6 protein-coding genes and 1 pseudogene are annotated in these 5,934 nt (G+C 66.9%); 1 reads left to right on the top strand and 6 read right to left on the bottom strand.

What is annotated here, in order from left to right; all coding sequences use genetic code 11:
- On the top strand, positions 1 to 172 hold a 172-nt coding region (locus AZG88_RS50575; protein WP_156517627.1), incomplete at its 5' end, for a DUF3145 family protein.
- A 72-nt stretch (positions 173 to 244) separates the two neighbouring features.
- Here the strand turns inward: AZG88_RS50575 and AZG88_RS26235 are convergent.
- The 6 genes and pseudogenes from AZG88_RS26235 to AZG88_RS55740 form a co-directional block, all read right to left on the bottom strand.
- The gene (locus AZG88_RS26235; protein ID WP_005247842.1) at positions 245 to 1,678 is read right to left on the bottom strand and encodes an acyl-CoA carboxylase subunit beta; all 1,434 of its coding nucleotides are present in this window, start codon (positions 1,676 to 1,678) and stop codon (positions 245 to 247) included.
- A 94-nt stretch (positions 1,679 to 1,772) separates the two neighbouring features.
- Positions 1,773 to 3,023, bottom strand: a complete 1,251-nt coding sequence (locus tag AZG88_RS26230; RefSeq protein ID WP_005247840.1) for a KasA/KasB family beta-ketoacyl-ACP synthase — start codon at positions 3,021 to 3,023, stop codon at positions 1,773 to 1,775.
- A gap of 8 nt (positions 3,024 to 3,031) precedes the next feature.
- A complete protein-coding gene (gene acpM, locus AZG88_RS26225) occupies positions 3,032 to 3,343 on the bottom strand; it encodes a meromycolate extension acyl carrier protein AcpM (RefSeq protein WP_005247839.1) in 312 nt (103 codons plus the stop codon).
- A 106-nt stretch (positions 3,344 to 3,449) separates the two neighbouring features.
- Positions 3,450 to 4,367 (bottom strand): ACP S-malonyltransferase, encoded by a 918-nt coding sequence (locus AZG88_RS26220; RefSeq protein ID WP_005247836.1) that lies wholly within the window; start codon positions 4,365 to 4,367, stop codon positions 3,450 to 3,452.
- Positions 4,368 to 4,494: 127 nt separating this feature from the next.
- Entirely contained in the window at positions 4,495 to 5,766 is a 1,272-nt protein-coding gene (locus tag AZG88_RS26215; protein WP_005261202.1) for a PucR family transcriptional regulator, read from the bottom strand.
- Positions 5,767 to 5,841: 75 nt separating this feature from the next.
- A pseudogene (locus tag AZG88_RS55740) lies at positions 5,842 to 5,934 on the bottom strand (transketolase-like TK C-terminal-containing protein); the annotation flags it as partial.

The raw sequence follows: 5,934 nt of genomic DNA, 5'->3' as shown, positions 1-5,934 counted from the left end.
CGGCGATGTCGTCGTGGGGGAGATGCGCCTGCGGGCACTGATGCAAGCGGGGGGCGACATCGCCGCCGAACTGGACTACGCACTCGGAACCGCCTGGGACGAGGCTCTCGAGCCGTTCCGCAGTGGCGGAGAAGGCGCCGAGGTCACCTGGCTGCGCCGGGACGTCGGCTGACACCCCGCTCACGAACGCGAAAAGGCCCCCGCCACAACAACGGCGGGGGCCTTCTCTCGAACAGAGCTCAGATCACAGCGGGATGTTCTTGTGGTCGCCGCGGCCGGCGGGAGCGGCGGCGAGGGCGGCGGTGATGACACTGCGCGTCTTGGCGGGGTCGATCTCCTCGTCCACCACACCGATCGCGACGGCACGGTCGACGCCACCGGCGATGCTCTCGTGCTCGACGGCCAGACGCTCGTGCAGGGCCTCACGCTCATCTTCCGGCGCCGCGGCCAGGGCGCGCTTGTGCAGGATGCCGACGGCGGCCTTGGCGCCCATGACAGCGACCTCGGCATCGGGCCACGCGTAGACGGCCGTGGCGCCGAGCGCGCGGGAGTTCATGGCGATGTAGGCGCCGCCGTAGATCTTGCGGGTCACGACCGTCACGCGGGGGACGGTGGCTTCGGCGAACGCGTGGAGCAGCTTGGCCCCGCGGCGTACGACGCCTTCCCATTCCATGCTCACACCGGGGAGGTATCCGGGAACGTCCACGATCACCACGAGCGGGATGCCGAATGCGTTGCACAGCCGGACGAAACGAGCTGACTTCTCGGCGCTCTCCGAGTTCAGGCAGCCACCCAGGCGGAGCGGGTTGTTGGCGATGACACCGACGGTGCGGCCACCGAGGCGGCCGAGACCGGTGACGATGCTGCGGGCGTAATTGCCCTGCAGTTCCTCGAAACTCGACTCGCCCTCGACGTTGTCGAGAAGTTCGTGAACGATCGGACGGACGTCGTAGGCGCGCTTCGCCGACTCGGGCATGAGCGCGCGGAGATCGGTGTCGCCGTGCGCGGCCGCGGCCTGATCGAACTCGCCCTGTTCGCAGAACATCGACACCAGGCGGCGTGCCCGGTGCAGGGCGTCGCCCTCGTCGTGGGCGGCGATGTGCGCCACACCCGACTTCTTCGTGTGCGTATCGGGACCGCCGAGGGACACCATGTCGACCTGCTCACCGGTGACACTGCGGACCACGTCCGGTCCGGTGACGAAGACGCGGGCCTCCGGCGCCATGATGACGATGTCGGTCAGCGCGGGACCGTACGCCGCACCGCCGGCTGCGAAGCCGAGGACGACGGAAATCTGTGGGACGCGGCCGGACGCGCGGACCATGGCCTCGAAGACCAGTCCGACCGCGTGCAGGGCCTCGACGCCCTCGGCGAGACGCGCGCCACCCGAGTGCCAGAGACCCACGATCGGGGCGTCTTCCTCGAGGGCGGTGTCGATCGCCGTCACGATGTGCTTGCAGCCTTCGACGCCCATGGCACCGCCCATGACGGTGGCATCGGAGCAGTAGGCGATGGTGCGGACACCGTCGATGTTGCCGGACGCGGCCAGAACACCGGACTTGTCCCGCGGATGGAGTGGGACGACGGTCCCGGCGTCGAACAGCTTCTCCAGGCGCGCAAGGGGATCGCGCGGATCGATCGACGCATCGGACTTAGTCGCGGGTGCCAAGATTGTCATCGCGTCCTCCTTGTGGCGGGCCCGGGTGGGCTGTCGATGGGTGGAGACCCCTTCAGAGAAGGGGTCTCCACCCGCGATCTAGCAGGACCGGCTGTCAGGCCCGGCCGAAGGCGAGCGCGACATTGTGCCCACCGAAACCAAACGAGTTGTTGATCGCGAAATCGATCTCGCCGTAACGGGCTTCGCCCTTGACGACATCCAGGTCGATCTCTGGATCCTGATTCTCGAGATTCAGCGTGGGCGGAATGACTCCGTCACGCAGACTCAGGACCGTGAGCACCGCCTCGAGCGCACCGACGGCGCCGATCGAGTGCCCCAACGCGGACTTCGGTGCGTACACCGCAGCATGGTTGCCGACGGCAGCCTTGATGGCGTTCGCCTCTGCCGTGTCACCGATCGGTGTGGCCGTGGCGTGCGCGTTGATGTGCTGGATGTCCGTCTTCGTCAATCCAGCAGTCTCGATCGCCCTCGTCATGGCCCGCGCAGCGCCCGAACCCGAAGGGTCGGGTGCGACGATGTGGAACCCGTCGGAGGTGATTCCCGCGCCCAGCAGACGGGCGTGGATGGTGGCACCGCGAGCCTTGGCGTGCTCCTCGGTTTCGAGGACCATCATCGCTCCGGCCTCACCGAACACGAAGCCGTCACGATCCTTGTCGAACGGCCGCGAAGCCGCCTTCGGATCGTCGTTGCGGGTGCTCAGCGCGCGCATCATCGCGAAACTCGCGATCGGCACGGCGTCGAGGTATCCCTCCACACCACCGGCGACGATGATGTCCGCGTCACCCATCACCAGCATGCGGTACGCATGGGCGATGGCCTCGGAACCCGAGGAGCAGGCCGACACGGGAGTGATCACTCCGGCGCGGGCCCCGAGCTCGAGACCGACGGTGGCCGACGGGCCGTTGGGCATCACCATCTGGACGGCGAACGGCGACACCTTGCGGTACCCACCGGCCTTCATCTTCTCGACCGCGTCGATCAGAGCTTCGCCGCCGCCCAGTCCGGTGCCGATCACGACGCCGAGGCGATCCTTGTCGACCTCCGGGCTGCCGGCGTTCTCCCAGACCTGACGGCCCAGGACGAGCGCCAGCCGCTCGACGAAGCTCATCCGGCGGATCTCGACCCGGGACAGCGACTCGTCGGGCGACACCTTGAGCTTGCCGCCGATCGTCACCGGAAGATCGTTCTCCGTGACGAAGGCTTCCCGGATGGTGTCGATGCCGCTCTCGCCGGCCAACAGGCCCTTCCACGTGGCATCCACGTCACCAGCGATCGACGTCGTGGCCGCGAGGCTGGTGACGACGATGTTGGGGAACTGCTTCCCGTTGGTCGAGGCGGAAGTCACGGCTGAGCTCACTCCTCGTCGTTCTTGGCAGCTTCGAGCTTCGCCTTCACGGCCTCCGCGTCGGCGCCACCTTCTGCTTCGAGCTTCTGGATGTAGGACACGGCGTCACCGACGGTGCGCAGTCCGGCGAGATCCTCGTCGGGGATCTTCACGCCGTACTTGTCCTCGGTCTGGACGGCGATCTCAACCATGGAGAGGGAGTCGATGTCGAGGTCGTCGACGAAAGACTTTTCGATGGTCACCTCGGACGGCTCAATACCGGTGACCTCCTCGATGATCTCCGCGAGTCCGGCGATGATGTCTTCCTGGGTGGCGGCCACTGAGTGGCTCCCTTCTGATTCGGTGTAGATGTATCTGGAGTTGTGCAGGCACGTCCCCATCGGCCGCGCCTGCGGGCCCTGCACGCACCGAGGTGCGCGCAGCAAACTAGCCGAGTTCTGTCAGTTCGGCTAGCGCGGAGATATCCCCCGGGGTCTTGAGTGCCAGAGTCGGCGTACCGCGCATTTCACGCTTGGCGATACCGACGAGGGTTCCGGCTGGTGGAAGTTCCGCGATCGCGGAGACCTGAGCGGTCCGCAGGCTTGCGGTACACAGGTCCCAACGCACAGGTCGGGTTACCTGCGCGGCCAGTTTAGTCAGTGCGTCGGCTCCGGATGCGACCGGTGCGCCGTCGGCGTTGGAGAGCAGAGTGCGGGTGGGTTCACCCGGTGTGATCTTGGACGCAGCCTCGGTGACGGCCTCCTGCGCGGGAGCCATGAACCGGGTGTGGAACGCGCCTGCGACGGGAAGTGCGCGAACCCGCGCCTTCTCCGGCGGGTTGGCCGCGAGTTCCTCGAGCGCCGACAGCAGACCTGCCGCGACGATCTGGCCCGCCGCATTGCGGTTGGCCGGTTCGAGGCCCAGTTCGTCGAGGCGGGCGAGCACCTCGGCCTCGTCGCCCCCGAGGACCGCGGACATGCCGGTCGGTTCGAGTGCGCAGGCCTTCGCCATCTCCGCGCCGCGGACGGCGGCGAGGGCGACGGCGTCGTCGGCGGAGAGGACTCCGGCGACCGCGGCCGCGGCGAGTTCACCGACCGAGTGCCCGGCCGCGATGGTGTCTGCGGGAACCAGGCCACGCGCGTCGAGTTCCTCGAAGGCGAGGAGTGCGGCGGCCACGACGAGAGGCTGAGTCACCGACGTGTCGGTGATCTCCTCCGCTGTCGCGGTGGTACCGAGGCGGACGAGGTCGAGGCCGGCAGCCTTCGACCACAGTGCGACACGGTCATGAGAACCCGGCAGCTCCAACCAAGGGATGAGCATGCCGGGAGTCTGAGAGCCCTGACCCGGGGCGAGCAACGAAATCACTCTTCAAGAGAACACCGTCAACGGCGTGCCGCGAGATGTCGTTGCGGATGAACCTTTGTCGGCGGATTTGTTGGGTTCCCACAAAATTGCACGTGGGGTCCTCGCATCGAATCTGGACAGACGTTCGTTACAGCCCTGCTTCTCCGAATGGGAAGGGTGTGACTGGTGTTAAACGTGATATGGGTTCGTTATGGGAATGTGTCAATCGACCCACTGTGGCAGCCACTCTGAGTACATACGCATCCCGTGGATTCGTCGGATCGCGACCGGTGACTTCGGCGATTCTCTTGAGTCGATACCGCACAGTATTTGGATGAACAAACAGCTGCCGGGCACAAGTCTCAACCGCACCTCCACAGTCGAGATATGCGTCCAAAGTGTCGGTGAGAACACCTCCGGCGGCCGCCAGCGGCGCGACCAGATGGTCGTTCAGAGCGGTGACCGCGGCGTTGTCCCCGAGCAGTGCGCGCTCGGGTAACAACTCGGCGGCGTGGACGGGCCGAGGGGCTCCCCGCCAGCCGGCGACCGCCTGCATCGCGGCGAGCGCCTCGACGGCACTGAAGTGCGCCGCACCCAGCGTCGGCGTGGTCGGCCCGATGATCACCGGCTCGTCCGAGAACTTGCCGAGCAGGTCGGTCATGAAACTCGAGTGCCCCGACCCCTCCTGGAGTTCGCCGCTGACGACCATCACGAGCCGCGAACCCTGCACCACGGCGAGGGCGGCGCGGCCGTGCTTCTGCGCGATGGTGTGGACCGTGCCGACGACGGAGACCCGTTCGTCCTCGGGGGGAGTGCCCACGATGACGGTGGCGGGAGCGGTGGCGTCCCAGTTGAGGGTCGCCGCCCGCGACAACATGTCCGAACCCGTGTCGCCACGGACCACGGCGTCGACCACCAGTGCCTCGAGCCGGGTGTCCCAGGCGCCGCGGGACTCCGCTGCACTCGCGTATACCGAGGCGGCCGCGAAACCCAGTTCGCGACCGTAACGGAGGACGGCCTCGGTGAGGGCGATCAGCTGCTGGTCGTTGCGGGCGAGCGCCGGGAGCCACTGCTCGAAGAACTCCATCGCCACGCGGACCATGTCCACCGTCTGGCTGAGGGTGAGCCTGCGCGCGAGATCCTGCGGAATCACCTGGAACGCGTCCAGGCTGAACCGGATGTCACTGTCCGGATTCTTGAGCCACTCGAGGAAGTTGACGACCGCCGTCTGAACCAGCAACTGCACGTTGGAGCGTTGAGCGGCGTCGAGGTCGTCGAAGAACGGCAGTTGATCCTGCATCGTCGTGACGGCCTCGGTCGAGAGGCGACCGGAGAACTGTTTGACGCGACGCAACAGTGCGTCGGGCAACGGATCCCGGGTTTGTCGTCTGCGGGAGACCAACGGACTCTGCTCGACCATAGTCAAGAACCTACGCCCACCGCCGCCCGTGTTGTCCGACGGACACACGGGCGGCGGTGGGTGAGGATGTTGGCGTTACGCGCTGCCGGTATCCGTGTAGGAGACGGCCGCGGCGCGGACGTCGTCGATGCGGTACCGGTTGGCGGCTTCGACGGCCTTGGAGCGGTC

The sequence above is a fragment of the Rhodococcus sp. LB1 genome (genome assembly GCF_001583455.1).
GTDB classification, from domain to species: domain Bacteria; phylum Actinomycetota; class Actinomycetes; order Mycobacteriales; family Mycobacteriaceae; genus Rhodococcus_F; species Rhodococcus_F opacus.
The sequence above is the reverse complement of the archived record's forward strand: the minus strand, read 5'-3'. Positions and strand labels throughout refer to the sequence as shown.